Origin of the sequence: Paraburkholderia podalyriae (genome assembly GCF_014397785.1) — a bacterium.
Taxonomy (GTDB): Bacteria; Pseudomonadota; Gammaproteobacteria; order Burkholderiales; family Burkholderiaceae; genus Paraburkholderia; species Paraburkholderia podalyriae.
The window spans coordinates 17,006-35,256 of record NZ_VZQQ01000059.1 but is presented as its reverse complement, the minus strand read 5'-3'; the positions used below and the strand labels follow the sequence as shown (position 1 = coordinate 35,256).

General features: G+C 58.6%; 16 protein-coding genes and 1 pseudogene. 14 read left to right on the top strand and 3 right to left on the bottom strand.

The genetic code is table 11. The annotated features are described in order from the left end of the window. The 9 genes from F6X42_RS34785 to F6X42_RS34745 form a co-directional block, all read left to right on the top strand. Positions 1-385 (top strand): transposase (locus tag F6X42_RS34785; protein ID WP_187638492.1); only part of this gene is annotated, 385 nt, incomplete at its 5' end. 307 nt (positions 386-692) lie between these two features. Beyond that, positions 693-1,835, top strand: a complete 1,143-nt coding sequence (locus F6X42_RS34780; protein WP_187638491.1) for a YncE family protein — start codon at positions 693-695, stop codon at positions 1,833-1,835. A gap of 935 nt (positions 1,836-2,770) precedes the next feature. Then, positions 2,771-4,141 carry an FAD-binding oxidoreductase gene (locus F6X42_RS34775; protein ID WP_187638490.1) on the top strand — a complete coding sequence of 457 codons (1,371 nt, stop codon included), beginning with the start codon at positions 2,771-2,773 and terminating at the stop codon, positions 4,139-4,141. 867 nt (positions 4,142-5,008) lie between these two features. Continuing rightward, positions 5,009-5,389: a hypothetical protein gene (locus tag F6X42_RS34770; protein WP_187638489.1), complete on the top strand. Its 381-nt coding sequence runs from the start codon at positions 5,009-5,011 to the stop codon at positions 5,387-5,389. Between the two features lie 4 nt (positions 5,390-5,393). Next, positions 5,394-6,332 carry an ATP-grasp fold amidoligase family protein gene (locus tag F6X42_RS34765; protein WP_187638488.1) on the top strand — a complete coding sequence of 313 codons (939 nt, stop codon included), beginning with the start codon at positions 5,394-5,396 and terminating at the stop codon, positions 6,330-6,332. A gap of 59 nt (positions 6,333-6,391) precedes the next feature. Next, a complete protein-coding gene (locus F6X42_RS34760; RefSeq protein ID WP_187638487.1) occupies positions 6,392-7,393 on the top strand; it encodes a glycosyltransferase family 2 protein in 1,002 nt (333 codons plus the stop codon). Between the two features lie 73 nt (positions 7,394-7,466). Continuing rightward, positions 7,467-8,117 carry a hypothetical protein gene (locus F6X42_RS34755; RefSeq protein ID WP_187638486.1) on the top strand — a complete coding sequence of 217 codons (651 nt, stop codon included), beginning with the start codon at positions 7,467-7,469 and terminating at the stop codon, positions 8,115-8,117. Between the two features lie 70 nt (positions 8,118-8,187). Beyond that, complete coding sequence (locus tag F6X42_RS34750; RefSeq protein ID WP_312892971.1) at positions 8,188-8,580, top strand: SOS response-associated peptidase family protein; 393 nt, start codon at positions 8,188-8,190, stop codon at positions 8,578-8,580. Positions 8,581-9,096: 516 nt separating this feature from the next. Then, a complete protein-coding gene (locus F6X42_RS34745; protein WP_187638485.1) occupies positions 9,097-9,831 on the top strand; it encodes a hypothetical protein in 735 nt (244 codons plus the stop codon). A 251-nt stretch (positions 9,832-10,082) separates the two neighbouring features. On the opposite strand, the pseudogene F6X42_RS34740 reads toward F6X42_RS34745, so the two are convergent. The 3 genes and pseudogenes from F6X42_RS34740 to F6X42_RS34730 form a co-directional block, all read right to left on the bottom strand. Continuing rightward, positions 10,083-11,034, bottom strand: a pseudogene (locus tag F6X42_RS34740) (CobW family GTP-binding protein). Between the two features lie 360 nt (positions 11,035-11,394). Continuing rightward, complete coding sequence (locus F6X42_RS34735; RefSeq protein ID WP_120290710.1) at positions 11,395-11,742, bottom strand: hypothetical protein; 348 nt, start codon at positions 11,740-11,742, stop codon at positions 11,395-11,397. A 357-nt stretch (positions 11,743-12,099) separates the two neighbouring features. After that, a complete protein-coding gene (locus F6X42_RS34730) occupies positions 12,100-12,810 on the bottom strand; it encodes an alpha/beta fold hydrolase (RefSeq protein ID WP_187638484.1) in 711 nt (236 codons plus the stop codon). Positions 12,811-13,622: 812 nt separating this feature from the next. Between F6X42_RS34730 and F6X42_RS34725 the strand changes: the two genes are divergently transcribed. From F6X42_RS34725 to F6X42_RS34705, 5 genes are all read left to right on the top strand, one after another. Further along, on the top strand, positions 13,623-14,642 hold the full coding sequence (locus tag F6X42_RS34725; protein ID WP_187638483.1) for a LacI family DNA-binding transcriptional regulator: 1,020 nt from the start codon (positions 13,623-13,625) through the stop codon (positions 14,640-14,642). Positions 14,643-14,755: 113 nt separating this feature from the next. Further along, complete coding sequence (locus tag F6X42_RS34720) at positions 14,756-16,087, top strand: ABC transporter substrate-binding protein (RefSeq protein WP_187638482.1); 1,332 nt, start codon at positions 14,756-14,758, stop codon at positions 16,085-16,087. Positions 16,088-16,153: 66 nt separating this feature from the next. Continuing rightward, a complete protein-coding gene (locus tag F6X42_RS34715; RefSeq protein WP_187638481.1) occupies positions 16,154-17,110 on the top strand; it encodes a carbohydrate ABC transporter permease in 957 nt (318 codons plus the stop codon). Further along, positions 17,107-18,060 (top strand): carbohydrate ABC transporter permease, encoded by a 954-nt coding sequence (locus F6X42_RS34710; protein ID WP_187638497.1) that lies wholly within the window; start codon positions 17,107-17,109, stop codon positions 18,058-18,060. Before F6X42_RS34715 ends, F6X42_RS34710 begins: the two co-directional genes overlap by 4 nt. Continuing rightward, positions 18,057-18,251 (top strand): hypothetical protein, encoded by a 195-nt coding sequence (locus tag F6X42_RS34705; RefSeq protein WP_187638480.1) that lies wholly within the window; start codon positions 18,057-18,059, stop codon positions 18,249-18,251. The genes F6X42_RS34710 and F6X42_RS34705 overlap by 4 nt, the downstream gene beginning before the upstream one ends.

The following is an 18,251-nucleotide window of genomic DNA, read 5'->3' as shown; positions in this document are numbered from 1 at the left end:
GCGCGCTGACGCATACGCCGCCTTCGATCGTTTCGTGACGGTCTACGCGGCGAAGTATCCGAAAGCCACCGAAACGTTGAAGAAGGACCGGGAAAGCCTGTTGGCCTTTTACGATTACCCGGCGGAACACTGGCAGCATCTGCGCACGACAAATGCGATCGAGTCGACGTTCGCGACCGTGCGCCACCGCACCACGCGTACGCGCAACTGCGTGTCGCGAGCGACCTTCCTGGGTCTGGCATTCAAGCTGATCGAGGAAGCCGAGAAAACCTGGCGCCGTATCAACGGCCCTGCACAGATCAAGCTGCTGCTGGAGGGCATTGCCTTCAAGGACGGCGAACAGGTGAAAGACGATCAACGGGTTCAGCAGAAACTCGCCGCCTGAAAGCGCCTGCCTTCAAGTTGCCCATACACCACTCTTGACGTTAGCTCATTGCAAATAAAAAGTAACTTCTGAGTCTACTAACTCGAAGGAATCGCATAACTGGTTGAATTTGCAATGAAATAGTCCGCCTGATACGCCAGACGGCATGCTTTGTTGCGCGCAGCAAAATTACGTCTTCGACTTTACGCGTTGCTCGTCCTATTGTGCATGCGGAGGCTTCGTCCACTCATGGCGTGGTCTCGCAACCTTGCAACCAAAAATGGTCCCCGTTCCTGACCGAACATGCGGACCTATTCCGGAGACAACAATGAAAAGACAGCTTGGGTTCGCGTTAGCGCTTGGCGCGTCCGTTCTGCTCACCGCGTGCGGGGGAGGCTCGGAAGTCACCTCCACTTCGCCGACCATCAAGACTGCCATCTCGGTACCCAATTCAGCCACCCCGCCGTTCAGTTTCGACATCAGCTACGCCGATAGTGGCAAATACTATCTTGCCGACCGCAACAACGCGGCGGTCGACGTGGTCGACACGAAGAGCAACACGCTCATCGCGCAGATCAAGGGCAGTGGCCCCACCGCCTTCACCGGCTTTAATGCGAACACCGATGTGGCCGGCCCTGATGGACTCGTCGGCATCCCCGGCACAAACATCCTCTATGCCGGCGATGTCAACTCGATCAAGGTCATAGACGTCGCCCAGCAGAAAGTCGTCAGCACCATCGCAGTCCCACCACTCAACACGGCCCCGCACCGCGTCGACGAAGGCTGCTACGACCCGGACGACAACCTGGTGATGTTTTCGAGTCCGGGGGAGACGCCCCCGATTGCGACTTTCATTTCGACGAAGACAAACTCGATCGTCGCGACGTATAGGTTCACGACGTCGTCCGGCCTCGAGGCATGCGTGTACGACTCGAAGTCGAAGAGCTTCATCGTCAACAACGACGGCACGCCTACCAATCCGGCAGGTGAGGTGAACGTGATTGCCGCGAATACGGTGGTCGCAGGCGCACCCGCGGTGAGCAAAGTATTCCCGCTTGGCGCATGCGGGCCAACAGGACTCGAACTCGGTCCGAACAACGACATGCTGGTGGGCTGCGATCCGGCCGCCGGGAAGCCGCTTATCACGTTGATCCTCGATCGGACGACGGGCGCCGCGCTTGCGAGCATTCCATTCGGCGGAGTCGATCAGGTCGCGTACGACGCAGTGTCGAACCGCTATTTTCTCCCGGCTCGTCATGAGACCGCGACCGGCATCGCGGCCGCCTCCGGCTTCACGCCGATACTCGGCACAGTCGACGCGTCGACGCGCACACTCATCGACAAGCTGGCGGTCGGCAACGGTGTACATTCGGTCGCGGTGGATGGCGCCTCGGGTCAGGTGTACGTGCCCTTCCAGCCAGGGGTCGCGGCTTTCCCGAATGGCGGGATTCATGTCATCACTACGCATTGAGGACGTATGAACCGCTGCCGGCGTGGAGGTTGCTGCACGATCCTCGCCGGTAGCGCTCCTTGAAGCTTGGGGGCTTCAAGGAGCGCGTTCGCGCTGCGCAAGAATGCATTGGGTTGTCTGCTCCTCGCCGACTGTGAAGGTCGAGACCGACCGCCGACCCATAAAGCGGCCCGTCAACGCGTCGAACGGCAACATCATTCGCCGACATCGTCTTGCTGCCACGAGCGGCTGTTATGACCGATGACACGACGCCTGTAATCGGCGGGCGAAGATCCGCTGTCTGGATGAAGCTGACGCATGAGCGTCCGTCTGGGCGTGCAGGCGAACTGCTGGAGATGGCCCAGACTGTGTCAAAACGCACGTCGCTTCGGCGCACCGCAAAAAACGGCTTGTCAAAACGACCTATACCGGCCTCGCGGCACCTCGGGAGGGGCAAAGCGACCCACTAAAACCTAGTGAATTTGAGTTTTGACGCACCCTCGGCCGCATGCTGCCGGACGCATCGGGCGCATGTCGACCCGAAAGAGACCTTCGGAATTCCCGGTAGCGGCCATTCAAATGGCCATTTGAAGCTGCGTCGGACGCTTCAATGCCGTCTGGCCGGTCAAGTCTCCGGTTGGACGCGCCCCTTTTTTCTCCTGGACTCAAGAGCGGCCGCCGATTGGTCGGGTTTCATTCGACTGGTTGCTCGCTCGTCTTGCTGTCAGTGTCGTCAATCGGAAGTTCCTTCCGGCAATTGCGTCGGAGCACTATGCTTTTCATCAAGTGAGGTGCGAGGCTAAGCTCGCGACCGGCTACCGGATAGGTGCGTAGATGCCGATTGATCCCACGCGCCCGATGTCGTTCTTGTCGACAGTTCGGCGCGAGGCTTCTTGGTACGGCAGCGCGTCGTCGCGCGGGCGAGCGATGGATTAACTCTTTAAAGAGGCAGCGTCATGGACGAGTTTGCGATTCAGGAATTTCGCGGGAGGCTGATCGGTCCGTCAGACAAGGACTACGACGAGGCGCGAGCGCTGTACAACGGCATGATCGATAAGCGGCCCAAGGTGATCGCTCGCTGCACCGACGCCGCCGATGTCATAGCGGCGGTCAACTACGCGCGAGATAACAAACTGCTTCTCGCAATCCGCGGAGGCGGACACAACGGCCCCGGTTTGGGCAGTTGCGACGGTGGGCTGGTCATCGACCTGTCGCAGATGCGCAGCGTGCGCGTTGACCCAGAGAGCCGCACCGTGCGTGTCGATCCAGGCTGCACTGCAGCGGATCTCGATCACGCGACCCACGCCTTTGGCCTCGCCGTACCACTCGGCATCGTCGGCAGCACGGGGGTCGCAGGTCTGACCTTGGGCGGAGGAACCGGCTACCTCACGCGCAAGCACGGCCTCACGGTCGACAATTTGCTAGAGGTGGATGTAGTGCTGGCCGACGGCTCTTTCGTCACAGCTAACAAGGACAAGCACGTTGACCTCTTCTGGGCGGTGCGCGGTGGCGGCGGTAACTTCGGCGTGGTCACAAGTTTTCTCTTTCAGGCCCACCGGGCCAAAATGGTGTTCGCCGGTCCGATCTTCTGGGACGCCAAGGAAGCCAGGCAAGTTATGGCGCTGTATCGCGACTTCATCCCAGACGCCCCCGAAGAGCTTGGTCTATTTGTCGGCCTGAAAACCGTGCCTCCAACCGATCCCTTCCCTAAGGAGCACTGGAACAAACGCGCCTGTGCTCTGATCGGCGCTTTCAACGGGCCGATCGCAGAGGGTCAGAAGCTCATGGGCTCGCTGCTCGAGAAACTGCCCGCCCCGCTGTTCAACTGGATGGGCGAGATGCCGTGGACCGCCATCAACAGTCTGTTCGACCCGTTCTTCCCTAAAGGCTTGCAGTGGTACTGGAAGGGCGACTTTGTCAAGGCGCTGCCTGACGAGGCGATCGACGTGCACATCGCCAACGCGCTCAAGGCACCGTCCCCCTTCTGCCTCATGCACCTTTACCCCATAGACGGCGCCGTTCGGCGGGTCGCCAAGGATGCCACGCCGTGGAGCGCGCGGGACGCGTCTTTTTCGATGGTAATTGCCGCGATCAGCCCGGATCCCCAGGACGCCGAGGCGCTTAAGGCCTGGGGCCGTGCCTACTGGGGGGCTATCCACCCGTTCAATCTGGAGGGCGCCTACGTCAACTTCCTGGACGCCGACGAGGCCGAGAACCGAGTAGAACTAAGCTACGGCGAGAACTACACGCGCCTTGCCTCGATCAAGGCGAAGTACGATCCCAATAACCTGTTGCGAGTCAACCAGAACATTAAGCCGAAAGCGTGAATCGACGCGCGCGACCTCGCGCGCCCGCGCCGCGTGGCGATGTTCAGCGCGAACGCGCTGCCGGCATTGCCGTCGTCGTTGCCGGGCGATTGCTTGGGTCGTGCGCGCTTGAAGGGCCCACGTCGCGCCGAACCTGATCAGCGCGACGCGTGAATCAAATCGGGGCTAACCGAACTCCGCGGGGTTCACGTTCCCCGCACTCGAGGTTCCTGTGACCTCTTCGGTGCGCGCAAGCTACGCGAAACAGTTCGCGAAAGTCCGCTTCGGAGCGATCCCAAGCTGGTACCTCGACGTCCGTTCCTGGCCGCACTGCGTCCCCGGGCCGCAGATGATCGGCCGCCTTGCATGCTCGCCGCATGCAAAGGGTATATGCAGTTTCTTATGAAGAGAGACGTAGGGCTCAGCCAGCAGCCTATGGGCGAGTGCGCATCTGGTGTTTTCCCTGGTGCAGACCTCACCAAAAAGTGCCGACGTTGCGCCTGTTGGTTGCTCGCAGCGCTGACGGGTGTTGTTCTGGTCATATGGCTCGTTGTAACGCCCAGGTAGAGCGGGGACGGGCGTTGTCGGAATTTGCAGGCGACCGCATGAGAGAGGTGTCTCAGCAGGTCGGATTTCAGTTCGGGATTGCGGAGAGGCAAATGGGTGTCGTGCGTAACGAAATAGGACAGCCGGAAGCTGCGGTGAACACCCTGTGCGCCGTCCGCGGGTTATCCGCCGGGATTACTGCGTATCGGAGGTTGAAGGCGTGCTTGTCCGGCCGGGAATTACCGCTCAGGACCGGCAACGCCTAGCGGCACTTCTGGACCTGCTAGGGACCGTCGCGCTCGACTGCGATGGCACAGGTGCGAACACTACGTTAGCCCTGCGGTGAAGCGCTACGAGCAACTGACCGGCGACGATCTCGTTCGATCGGTAGACCTGGTTCTGGATCGCGTCGTTGCTGACGGCGGGCGTACCCGCATGCGCAGGGATATCCTCACGGCAGACCGGTGCGGGCTGAATTCGCTGCTGAACGAATCGCCGCGCACGCCAGCCATCTTGCGGACGCAGTTTCCATCTCTGGCCGTTGAGAAGGCTCCAGACCCTTTTCATCCCGAAAGAGCCCTGCAGAAGCCGCCGTTTTCGCGAAAATGGGCCAAAGTACCTTCCTTTAGCGACGCCGTCAATCACGACGGACTCTGTGCGCTAACCTCCGCAGTGACGTACCTGGAAGGCTGGCCTGGCCTCACATACGGCAAGACTATCTGACGGGATGGGAACCATGACGACGACCAACCCAACTCTGCGCAAGCTGAAAGACGCGGCCAAGTCGATGCTGCCTGCGCCATTGTTCTTGAGCCTGTTGCATCACAAGTACATTGGCCGTTATCCGAACCTGCTTCGTCCGACAACATTCAACGAGAAAATTCTGCAGAAAAGCCTGCGGCCGGATCCGTGGCTCACGGAGTTGACCGACAAGCTTACGGTCAGGGACTATGTTGCGAGAAAGCTTGGCGAGAGCCATCTTATACCGTTGCTTGCCGCCCCCGAGACCTTCACGAAAGAGGTATTCGATGCGTTGCCGGACTCGTTCGTGATGAAGGCGAATCACGGCAGCACTTATGTCAAAGTGGTCAGAAACAAATCGGCAACCTCATTCGAGGAATTGCGGGATCTCGCGAACCATTGGATGTCCCTCGACTTCTACAAGATCGGTCGGGAAAAGCACTATCGCCCCATCAAGCCGCGTATCTTCTTCGAGCAACTGCTGCTCGATGAGAGCGGCAACGTTCCCCCCGACTATAAGCTGCAGTGCTTTGGTGCCAAATCAGGCCGGCTGGTCATCTACATTCTCGTCATCTCGGACAGATTCGGCGCTGATACGCGCGGCGATCTGTACGACGTCAACTGGAACCATCTGGACGTAGTCATTGGCGAATACAAACCCAGTGAAAACCCGCCGCCTCGCCCGGACAATCTCGACGCGATCGTGGACGCTGGGATCAAGCTCTCGGCGGACTTCGACTATGTCCGCGTTGACCTGTATTCGCCCAATAACCAGATTTATTTTGGTGAACTTACTTTCACGCCGGGTGCGGGCGTTCTGCCATTCATGCCGGACAGGATCGACTACGAGTGGGGAAGCCTGATACCAGACGCTTACCTGTCGATAAGGCCTTCCTTGCGAGCAACTTCGCCCGGGGCACCGTAGTTTCCTGCCGATGTTTTTCGCGAACTCTCCATTAGCGGTAACGACAGTGGTGAAGCGCCATGCAAAAAATCACAATCGTGATCTGCAATTACAACCACGGTCGCTTTCTGGCCGACGCAATTGACTCATCTCTTTCTCAGGACTACCCGGAAACGCGTGTTCTGGTGATCGACGACGGATCGACGGACGGCTCACGCGAAATCGCAGAAAGTTATGCCGGCCGCATCCAGGCGCTCTATAAGGAGAACGGCGGCCAGGTCTCCGCATATAACGATGCAGTCAATATGATCGACACGGAATTCGTGATCCTGCTCGATTCCGACGATCTACTGTACAAGGGTGCGGTGTCCGAGGTCATGCAAGCATTCGAGGCCGGCGACTCCGTCAAGGTTCAGTTCCGTCTCGACGTTGTGGATTCAGCCGGGAAGCCCTCGGGTACATACGTACCTCACTCCGCCGCGCCAGTCGACTGCGGTAGCCTGCTGCGCCGGGGTTGGCTCTATCCGTCGCCGCCAGCGTCAGGCAACGCCTACCGGACCAGCGCATTAAAGAAAATCTTTCCCGTGCCGGAAGCAAGCAGTAATCGCTACGGCGCAGACTTCTACGCGATCTACGGGGTCGCATTGTTGGGAGCAATCGCGACGATCCCGAAATCGTTAGGTGCATACCGCGTGCATCGGACCGAAAACACAGGAATCGATTTCGCCAATTCGTACAGCACCGACAAGGCGCCCAAGGCGCTGACCAAGCGTTGGTCGATCCTTCGGCAGATGGCGCGCTCGCGGCTCGGCATAGAGCTTCCGCCATCGTTTCACGACTTCTCACTCGAGAAAGCGTATTTTTGCTCTGCTGTTTATCAGGCTTCGTTCGCGAAGCGCTGGGGATGGGTCAGCCGGCAGTCGCATGGTTATTTGCGCTCGATAGTCGCCAATCCGTTCTGGAGCTATAAGAAGAAGATAGGCACGCTCGCGCTGTCGAGTCTTTGCCTGTTACCTTGCTCACCGCTTTCCGATTTCGCGGTTCGCTATATTTCGAACCCGCTCGCGAGACGTCGCCTTTAGTCAACTGAAGACGTGTGTGCCCTGTTCCAAGGCTGATCCAATATTACATTGCGGAGGGCGCAACAAAGCGCATATGATGGACATCACATTGCGACGCGCAGAACACAGCGACATTCCAGGCATTGTTGCGTTCTACGAACGGGAAAGCGATCCTAATATCCTTCGGCGCAGCGCGCGTGAAGTTGCCAATGCCGTCGATCTTGGCGCCATCTTTCTGTTTTTGGAGCGTAATCAGATCGTGGCCGCTTCAGGCGCGTTCGCAATACATTTCAGGGAAGAACTGTACTTCGAATATGGCGGCACGATCGTGACGCGCCCGTTCAGAGGCTTCGATCTTCAGGATATATTCACTTCGGCACGTTTTTGCTTCGGTGTCCTCTTCTACCCGGAATCGATTCCAGATCGTGTTTATACGTTCATCAAGCCAGACAATGCCCCATCAAATGAAAATATTAAAGGGAGAGGTTTTTCACTGCGAGAGACAGCGCCCAATCCATACATGAGACCATGTGGAACCTGTAAATCGCGCGCGTCACTCCCGCCTGGCAGAAGATGCTGCTACAACATCTATGGAATCGATATGGAAGCGATCAGGCGTAATGTCCGATACTTTCTCGAGGCCTCCGCGGAGCGCACGTCGTCAAAGGGCATGCGGCTTGAAATAACCTCGACCCTGTTTCGAGACGCGCGCCAGCGCGCTATCCTCCATAGCGTCATTGCTTGAGTGCTCTTGTGCCTGGCGCCCACACATCCGCACTCACGGCCCGAACTGTTGCCAACGCAAAGACGGGCGGGTGTCGCCGGGGAAGCCATCATATGAAACCGGCAAGCCCGTGCGCTGGCGGATCGGTCTGGCCGATCAGGTGTCGTGTGCCATAGCGGGCCTATGGCGCACGTGGGAAAACCCGGACGGCACGCAAGCCATGAGCATGACGATGCTTACGCTCAACGCCGACGAGCATCCGTTAATGACGCGGTTTCACAAACCCGGAGCGGAAAAGCGCGCTGTCGTCGTGCTCCCGCAATCCGATCACATTGACTGGCTTTCGTGCAGGAGTACGGACGAAGCCAGATCGTTCCTGCGATTGCTGCCGGCCGACGCCTTGCACGCGGAACCGTACCCGCTTCCGCCGCGCGGACGAACCGCGCTCGCCCCCGAAGCGGGCGATCAACCGTCCCTTATCTAGCTGGCAGGGCCGACTCCAATCCGTGCATTTCTCGCACCGTCGGGCCAAAAAAGATCGTTCTTCGCGGATTTTCCGGGGTGACCACTTGCCGACAGGCAGTAGTCGGCCACTTTCTGCCGCTCGTCTGAGCCATGCACCACCGGTCACTCGAACGGCTGGTCCACTTCGAAACCCGCCCGATGCGCGACGCGCGCTTGTCGGCCAATGCCGACGCTCGGCAGTCGGCGATGATGAGGCAGCTCCGCGTCGGATTTCCGACATTCGCCTGTCGACCGTGGCGAATGTCGCACTCGCGTCGCGCAAACGGGTCCTCCCGACCCTGAGCGGACGAGTTAGTCCGCCTGGAGCGGTCACTCGGCACTCTGTTTTGGCGGCATGGAGTCGCATTGATCGCCGATACTAGGGCGCCCTATTTGTCGCATTGACCCAAGCCCGGCGGGTTCAGAGCGTCACGGGGAAAGAATCAAGTTAAAGATCGCAATTTAGCGTGCTTCGGCCAAAACAAGAGACCAAAAGATGACGAAGAGCCGTGTTCTGTGTATGTATTTGCTGCTGATGCTCTGGGCGTTGGTATCTGGCTGCACAACTTTGGCGGATGCAAAATTGGCGCGCGGAACTGGCACGACGCGCTTGTACTCAGTGACACCCGATATAGTCTGGAGGTCATTGCCCAATGTCGTTACGACTGCCGGGCTCGATTTCATCGACGAAAACCAGTCGGCGGGGTATGCACTTGCTCAACACGGTATCAATGTTCTGAGCTATGGGGAGAACGTTGCCATCTTCGTAGAGCCGGGACGCACCGCGTCAACGACGATCGTCGAGGTGGTGTCGAAGCGGGCGATGGCGACGAATATCCTCGCTACCAATTGGGAGCAAATCATTCTTGATGGCTTGAGCAAGGTGCTCGCCAACGGTTCATCTACCACCGCCGCGCACTTGGTTGCGCGCGATGCAGACACATTGACAACGCGTTATCCGGAAAGCAATTTCGCTGCAATTGGAGACGTGTCCGCTGTTCCTACACACGATCAACATGTCCGAGAACTCTACGCCGCATGGCTCGACAAGCCCATTCCCCGAGCGTTTGCCGTCTCAGATAGCGGCCAAGCTAATGCTACGTGGGGCACACCCACGTCTCAAAACGAGCCGCCTGACGCGGCCGAAAGGGCACTGAAACACTGCCGCGACAGTGGCTTGCAGGGATGCAAGCTCTATGCTGTAGATCACCGTGTGGTCTATGTTCCGTAGTTGGTAAAGCGGGCATCGTCGCCGGGTGATTGCGACAGCGGTGACGTTCCCGAGTCCTTCACGACCACAATTGTCGGCAATTTAGGCGACGCCGTCGACCGTCCGAAACTGGCCGACAGTACTCATCCACAGAAGCCTCCCGAAAGCGGCCGTCGACGATTTTCAACGGTCGCTCTACAGGACCTTCATTGAACTGGTGCTCTCGTTAAGGGTTATTCGACAGTGCGCCGCGACCGGCCGTTGCGCACTGTTCATCGGCCGTTGGGATAGCCGATGAAAACGATCTTCGTTTCACGCTCGTCAACCCCACCCCACGGCTTGTCGGTGCTCGCACCGAAGATCATGTGCACGCCCTGGAAGACGGTGCGACGGTCAACGCCATGGATATCGAGCACCCCCTTGTAGCGCAGCATGGCCGGGCCGTAAGTGGCGACCATTTCGCTAAAGAACTCCTCGACCTTGTCCCGATCGAGCGGAACCTTGGTGCGGTAGACAAACGACGCAACGTCGTCATCGTGTTCGTGTGCCAGGTCCGCGAGGAAGTCCGGTTCAATGTCGATGATTGCGTTGAGGTCGAAACTTCGAATATCCAGCAGTTCCCTGAGGTCGGTCGCACCGAAATGCACCGGCCTGATCGGTGCCCGCGGGTTCATTTGCCGCAGTCGCGCAGCGAGCTGACTGGCCTCCTCTCGCGATACGAGGTCAACCTTCGACATCAGGATGCGGTCCGCGAATCCGACCCGCTCCTGCGCTTCGTGATGCTCGCTCAATTGCGCCTCGGCATGCTTCGCGTCAACCACCGTGACGATTGCATCGAGCATGTATGACGCCTGCACCGTGTCGTCGACGAAGAACGTCTGCGCAACCGGCGCGGGGTCAGCCAGGCCGGTCGTCTCGATGATCACGCGTTCGAAGTTCAACTCCCCTTTCGCGCGCCTCTCGGCGAGTGTCGACAGGATGCGCACCAGATCCCCGCACCGTGCAGCAGATACAGCCGTTGTTCATCTCGACGATCTGCTCGTCGCCGTCCTGGACGAGCAGTTCATTATCGATACCGGTCTCCCCGAATTCATTTTCAATCACGGCGACGCGGCCGCCATGATGTTCGGACAGGATGCGGTTGAGCAGGGTGGTCTTGCCACTGCCCAGGAAGCCCGTCAGGATCGTCGTAGAGATCAGATGGGTGGAGTTTGTGGCGGTCATCGCAGATCAAGCCTCTTTGACTGTTGGTGCTGCAAATCGAGTCGGGCAACGAATATCCACGCGTCCAAATTCACACGATGAAGTAGATGCGCGTCGCCTGTCTGCGTCGCGCATGAAAATCGCCGGCGACACGCAAGTCATTGCGCGGTAATAAACAGCCACCGGCAATCATAGCTCCGCGGCAAATGGAACACGGATTCCTGTGACCAAAGGTGAAGCCCGCGTCTGTGCCTGAACGGCGACGTGCTGCGGTGCAGGGGTGACGCGTATCCCGCCGTGGCGAGCAGCAATCCGCAGGCAGACTCTGCTCGACTGAGATCAGTTCGCTTTCAAAGGCATCAATCGCCTTTCATCGCTCGCTCAGGCGAGTTCGACCGGGCCGTGATCGTCACAATGATCTCCATGCGGATGATGCAGGTGACCGTCGACGAGATAGTCAACGTGGTCCCCATGTGGTACAGGTTCGTGGCCGCACCCGGGGCCATGGACGTGGCCCGGCGCGTGGCCGCCGCAGCCCGGCGTACATTGATCGGGATTGTTCGCGCTCACTTCGAGCCTATGCTCGTCTACATGATCGCCGTGCGGGTGATGCAGATGACCGTCATGCAGATAGTCGACGTGATCGTTATGCCTGATCGCTGTGTGGCCGCAATCCGGACTATGCTGATGATCGTGATGCGCATGGTGTGGTTCGTGACAGGTGCTCATGGTGACTCTCCTCGCGGTGGATGGGGGGCCTTCTTTTCCGCGCGCGGGCTCGGCTCTTCCGCCTGGGTAAACACACTGTCTGGCAGCTTGAGCACAGCATCGAACCCGTTCACACGGACTCGCTCCATGATCTCTCAATCCACCGATCGATGGAAGCGAATTGGTGGCGGCTTTCAAGTAACTGTCGGCGCCCAGGAGCGAACTGGCGGGTTACCGCATATGCGATCGAAGCGAGCGTTGAGCAAATGGATTTCACGCAGCGCCCGACAACACGCGCGAATAGTTAATGCACGGTCAGACAGTTGATAGGGGAAAGCATTCCAGAGCGTCTGGCTATGCCCGTCTGTCGTTGATCGTCTAAAGCGGCGATTCCTTCGTCAAAAATCGCCTGATGGCAATGGAGACGATTTCTGGAAACTCTTCGTGAATCGCGAGCTTGCCCTTCATGACCCATTCAACCTGAACATTTGGCAATTGTCCTAACGCCTCCATTTCGACACGCGATTTCGGCGGCGTCTGATCGCCGTAGATCACGAGGATCGGAATGTTGGCTCGGCGCGCAAGATCAAGGAACGCCGCACGGTTGGCGACCCGGTCTAGCGCACCGGTGACAAAGCGTACCGAACTGTGCCGGGCTCCGGGTGCACGGGTGACGGCGAGTCTGGCCGCGAGACGATCGCCGTCAAGCCAGTCAGGATCGCTGTAAACGTGTTCTCTCGCCATCATGGTGATGACATGGCGGCTGACGTTGAGCCGGTAGAGAAGCGGGCCAGCGAGGGGGTGATCGATCGCAGCGCGCACACGGGAGAACCAGGCCCGCTGGCCACCCATCATCGTCGGCAACGGGCCGCGCCATGTCGGTGCGACGAGGACCAGGCGATCAACCGTACCTGACCGCAAGACGGCCTGGTAAAGCGCATAGGTGGCTGCATGTCCCGCCGCCACAATGGCGTGCGGTGGTGCCACGATGTCGCTTGGAAACCAGTTAAGAAACTCCGAGAGAAGCTCCGGCGACCATTCTTCCTTTGGCCGCGCCTGATCGCCGAACCCAGCTGTACCTTCATCCACGATTGCAAAACAAGCCGCACGATGGCCAACAGGTCGAACCGGCGCTGATCAAACCCGCGAAGGACCGAGGCCTCGAGCCCGTAGGAGCGATTGGGAGTCAGCGCGCGAATAGCCCATCAGGGTCCGTTGCCTCGCAGAGGCACATTTGTACGAGACCGGATATACGTGAGCGATCGACAATGAGGCTTGATAGGAGTCCATATACGGTCCTTCTCACTCGGTTCACGCACATCCGCTCACGAGGTACCAGCGGCCCGTCGGCGCAGCAACGGCTAATGGTCGATCGGCGCGGCAGTAGTTTAAGGCGCACCAAATACACGGATGAGTTCGGCTATCCGTTGGACCGTGCTGGTGCCTGACAACCAGCGAATGATGGGTGCGGATTCTCGGCTACGCGTCAACGGCGGCGACGACCCTCTATCGATATCCGTATAGCGGGACGTCTTTACCGATCCACGCGCGCTGCGCCAGATGCGAGCGATCGAGCGACAATGCCTTGATTGCGGTCACCCGCTTGCTCGCTACGAAGCTCGCTGGCACGGCGCACCAAATGGCGACAACTCCGAATAAGGCATCGCGTTCTGTGCAGTGTTCCCCGTATTCGACGCAAGGCGGTTGCCCCCGATACCTTTCGTGCCAAGCACCGCCTTCTGATTTAGGCAATTCATGCATTCAGGCATGCACGCTTAAACGCGATTCATTAATGCCGTCAAAAATGATGCGTTTATCGTCGCAAAAAAACTTGCATTTCCTGCGGGAAAAACTACCTTCATTAAACAAAGCAGCTTCTGGCTCGGCACTGGAGGAGACACATGCCGGCTACACGTATGATGATTGCGCGTCGTGCGGGCGTGAGCGTCGCTACAGTCGATCGTGTGTTGCGCGACGACCAGGCCGTGCGTCCCGAAACGGCAGAGCGCGTCCATCTGGCGCTCTCGGCCCTGCGCGACGACCGCGCCAGTCGCGGTCGCCCTGCCAAGATCAACACGTATCGCGTGGCCTTCGTTCTACCTCAGGTCAATTCGCGGTTCCTCGACCAGGTCGAGCGCGACATTGCGCTGTCCGCAAGTTTCTTTCGCGAGCACCGCATCATTCCGTCGTTCTATCGGTGCGATTTCTCCACTCATCGCGACACCATTGCTTTCGCCGAGCAGGCGGTCGACTACGACGCAATGGTGCTTGTGCCGCTCGACTACCCCGGAGTCGAACGCCTCATTGAAGATACGAGCGATGCGGGCGTGCCCGTTGTTACGGTGTTCTCCGATCTGCCTGCAAGTCGCCGCGCGGCGTATGTCGGCGTCGATAACAGGATTGCTGGACGCACCGCAGGACTCTTGATGGGCCGTTTTCTCGGCGCGCGACTCGGCACGGTGGCGATTTTATCGGCCTCGTCGCGCCTGCACGATCAACTGGAACGACGCACGGGCTTTTCGCAGGTGCTGGAAGAGGACTTTCGCAACCTGCGCTGGATTGCCGAACCAGACTTCGCCGAAGATGACGACGGCGCGGGTCTTGCCGTGCAGGGGCTCCTTGCGCGTCACCAGGATCTGGTCGGCGTTTATGTGACGGGTGGCGGCATCTCTGGCATCGCGACCGCATTGCAGGAATCCGGCGACAAGGCACGCCTGGTACTGATCGGGCATGAATGCACCGTGGAGACTCGCGCGCAACTGTCCGAGCGTGCGATCGACGTAATCCTCGATCAGGACGTGCGCGGCATCGTCCACTGGTCGGGCCTCGTCGCAATCAATTGTCTTAACAACGTGCGTGGCGCGCTCGCCATTCCAACGCCGGAGACCAGGATCTATCTTCGTGAGAATGCGCATGCCTGAAGCTCGCGACACGTGGATTGCAGTCTGAATCCGCTGAGCTCAAACACAGCACCCGGCGCATGGGCGCTGTTCCATAGCAGGTTGGAGACCCGGGAAAGACAAGGAGAAGACAAATGTTACGTCTTACGTCAGCAAGGGTAATAGCGGCGGGCATCATCACGTTGGGGCTCGGCACGGCAACCGGCGCGCAGGCACAGGGCAAGCAGTTGACGTTATGTTGGGCAGCATGGGACCCCGCCAATGCACTCGTCGAATTGTCGAAAGATTTCAGCACGAAAACCGGCATCAAGATGAAATTCGAGTTCGTGCCGTGGACGAGTTACGCAGATCGCTTTATCAACGAACTTAATTCGCATGGCAAACTATGTGACCTGATCATTGGCGACAGTCAGTGGATCGGCGGCGCGGCAGTCAACGGGCACTACGTGAAGCTCAACGATTTCTTCGCGAAGAACAAGATTTCGATGAACGACTTCGTGCCGGCGACCGTCGTCGGTTATGCGGAGTGGCCGAAGAATACACCTAACTACTGGGCCTTGCCGGCCATGGCGGACGCAGTGGGCTGGACGTATCGCAAGGACTGGTTCGCCCGTCCGGAATTGCGTGCCGAGTTCAAGCAGAAATATAAACGCGAACTCGAACCGCCGACCACACTGGATGAACTCAAGCAAACCGCAGAGTTCTTTCAGGGCCGCAAGATCGATGGTAAGACCGTATACGGTGCCTATATCTTTACAGAGCGCGGTTCTGAAGGCATCACGATGGGGGTGACCAATGCGCTTTACAACTTCGGCTTCGAGTATGAAGACCCCAAAAAACCCTATCACCTGGATGGCTTCGTCAACTCGCCGGGCGCGGTCAAGGGGCTGGAGTATTACAAGGCGCTTTACAAGTGCTGCACGGCGCCCGGCATGACCAACGCGTACATGCAGGAAGGACTGGACGCCTTCAAGTCCGGCCAGGTGGCAATGCAGATGAACTGGTTTGCATTCTTCCCCGGGCTCTACAAAGACCCGAATGTCGGCGGCGACAAGATTGGTTTCTTCGTTAACCCGGGGGAATCGAAGCAGTACACGCAGCTTGGCGGACAGGGCATTTCAGTCGTCTCGTATTCGGATCATAAGGACGACGCGCTCGAATACATCAAATGGTTCGCGCAGCCGGATGTTCAGAAGAAATGGTGGCAGTTGGGCGGCTATTCGGCGGCGAAGTCGGTAGTAGATGCACCCGACTTTCAGAAGAGCGCGCCCTTTGCGCCTGCATTCCTGAAGTCGATGTCGATAGTAAAGGACTTCTGGGCCGAACCCACCTATGCGGAACTGCTGCTCGACATGCAAAAGCGCGTGCATGACTACGTGGTGGCCGACAAGGGCACGGCCAAGGAAGCGCTGGACTTGCTGGTCAAAGACTGGAACAAGGTATTCAAGGCGGAAGGCAAGAACTAGCGCGTATCGAGGACGGGACCGGCGGCTCCTGCACGGATGCCGCCGATGCCTTTAAAGGAGCGAGGCATGCTGGCAAACAAGCCTTTTTCGTCGGCGGGGCTGGAATCCCCGGCGACGGTGCGCGCGCGCACGCGTCTGGCTGGACTGTCGGACAGAAGCATTGCGTGGCTGTTCATCCTTCCAACAATCCTGCTGTTGCTCGCAATCAACATCTTTCCGTTGATCTGGGCGTTACGTCTGTCGTTTACCAACTTCAAGTCGAATATGCCGAGTGTGCCGGCGCGCTTCGTTGGAATCGAAAACTACGTCGACATTCTCACCGACGAAGACATCTGGTACGCGATGCAGGTAACGGCGCGTTTTGTGTTCTGGTCGGTCGGCCTCGAAGTGCTATTGGGTTTCGGCCTCGCGTTACTGATCAACCGGCAGTTCCGCGGTCATAGCTTCTGGACCACGCTGATCCTGCTGCCGATGATGCTGTCGCCCGCAGTGGTTGGCAACTTCTGGACCTTTCTGCTGCAACCGCAAACGGGACTGTTCAACGATATCGTCGGCTTCTTCACCGGCATTGCGCCCGGCTCGTTCCAGATGATCGGCGACGTGTCGCTCGCGCCGTGGACCATCGTGATGGTCGATACGTGGATGTGGACACCGTATGTGATGCTCATCTGCCTCGCGGGCCTGCGCTCGATTCCCGACTATATCTACGAAGCCGCCGAGGTGGATCGCGCCACACCGTGGCGGCAGTTCTGGTCGATTACCTTGCCCATGACTTTGCCATTCCTGATGCTCGCCGTGCTGTTTCGCGGCATCGAGAACTTCAAGATGTTCGACATGGTGAACCTGCTGACTTCGGGCGGCCCAGGTTCGGTGACCGAAACGGTATCGATCACATTGAAGCGCGCCGCGTTCGAGAAATGGCAGACAGGCTACTCTTCCGCACTGGCGATCATTCTGTTCGTGACGGTATTCGGTGCGGCGAATATCTACGTCAAGGCGCTCAACCGGGTGAAACAGCGATGAGACCGACTACCGCACAACATTCGGTGGTGGCCTCTTCGCCTCGCGGCAAGCGCTTCGCCGCGGCGGTTGTCATCACTTACGCATTGCTCGCAACTTTGCCGATGCTGTGGATCTGCCTGACCAGTTTCAAAACGCAGGAAGATGCCATCGCCTATCCACCTGTCGTGTTGTTTCAACCGTCACTGGAAGGTTATGTGAACCTGTTCACGATCCGTTCGCGGCAAACACCGGAGTTCATCGCCAGCCTGCCGCCCGCGAAGACCTGGTATGAGCGCGATGTGCACAAGCGAAACATGGTGATTGCCGGGCCTTCCAAAGTTCTGCCGCGCTTTGTAAATTCGCTCGTGATCGGTTTCGGCTCGACTTTTCTCGCGGTATTTCTCGGCACATTGGCGGCTTATGCGTTCTCGCGTTTCAAGGTGCCGCTCGCCGACGACCTGCTGTTCTTCATTCTGTCGACGCGCATGATGCCGCCGATTGCAGTCGCCATTCCAATCTACCTGATGTATCGGGCGCTCGGGCTGAGCGACAGCTATGTCGGCATGATCGTGCTCTATACGGCGGTAAATGTATCGCTGGCAGTCTGGCTTTTGAAGGGCTTCATGGACGAGATTCCACGCGAATACGAGGAGGCCGCGCTCGTGGACGGCTATACGCGGCTCCAGGCTTTCGTCAAGGTAGTGCTGCCGCAGGCCATCACCGGCATTGCCGCGACTGCGATTTTCTGCCTGATCTTCGCGTGGAACGAGTATGCATTCGCGTCCCTGCTGACGAGCGGTGATGCGCAAACAATGCCGCCGTTCATTCCGTTCATCATTGGCGAGGGCGGGCAGGACTGGCCGGCCGTCGCGGCCGCGACAACACTTTTCGTGCTGCCTATCCTGATCTTCACTGTCGTGCTGCGCAAACATTTGTTGCGCGGCATCACCTTCGGAGCGGTGCGCAAATGAAACGAAATTCCGTTTTGCCGCGAAGACATTATCTGCGCCGTGGCTACAGCGAAGCAGTGTCGACTGCACTGATCGGTCTTGGCATGGCGATGCTGGTGCAGCCATTTTCACTGACACTGTTCACGTGGTCGTTTTCCGTCATCCTGGTTGGCGCGCTGGCGTTTGTCGTTACCAGTCATTTCCCGGACTGA